This window comes from Pseudoxanthomonas kaohsiungensis, from assembly GCF_010211765.1.
GTDB classification, from domain to species: Bacteria; Pseudomonadota; Gammaproteobacteria; order Xanthomonadales; family Xanthomonadaceae; genus Pseudoxanthomonas; species Pseudoxanthomonas kaohsiungensis.
Genome location: NZ_PDWO01000048.1, coordinates 1 through 673, shown reverse-complemented (window position 1 = coordinate 673; position 673 = coordinate 1). Strand labels below are relative to the sequence as shown.

The window sequence follows — 673 nt, the reverse complement described above, 5'->3', positions numbered from 1 at the left end:
CTCCGACTCCATCGATATGGTCGGATACATCGCCGATACGCTCATATTCGCTCTTGCAGAGGTGAACACAAACACCTCCGCGTGGTTGACCCGCCCCAGTGGATTCGGCGCACCAATCAGCGAGCTGCACCTGGTGGGCGCGACGGCAGGGCAGATGGCGCTGTACCTGGACAACTTCGTGTTCCGGGCAACAGCAGGTGGTGGGACGATCACGGATGGCGGCGCACGGGTGCACTTCAGTGATTTCGGCGTCGTCGGATATGCCGAGGGTGGATTCAATGTGCGGCTGGAATTTCCCGCAGGCCTCAACCATGGCTACGAGGTCGGCTGGTTCCTGCGCACCGGACCGGATCCGGCGCAGGTACGGCAGCCGATCCCGGACAGCGCGACTTATGAAAGCGACACTGCGACCTTCACCTGGTCCGGCGACGGCATCGGCGGCCTGACGGCGCAACTGGTAGTGGTCATCGAAGACACTTCGCCCGCGCAGGTGGGTTCCAGCGGCGCCAGCCGCTGGACCCTGACGCTCGGGAATCCGGACGTTAAAATAATACAGAATTCTTGCACGTGGAACTGGTGTCCTGACTTGTGCTGCATGAGGCAGTCCACTACACCTGAGTGGAGCACAACGACGACATGAACATCTCTGCTGCTAGGTTGATGGTCGTATTCG

At 60.6% G+C, this 673-nt stretch carries 1 protein-coding gene; it reads left to right on the top strand.

The features are described from left to right. The coding region (locus CSC66_RS17220; protein WP_162378634.1) for a hypothetical protein at positions 1 to 640 on the top strand (640 nt) is incomplete at its 5' end. Positions 641 to 673 lie beyond the last annotated feature (33 nt).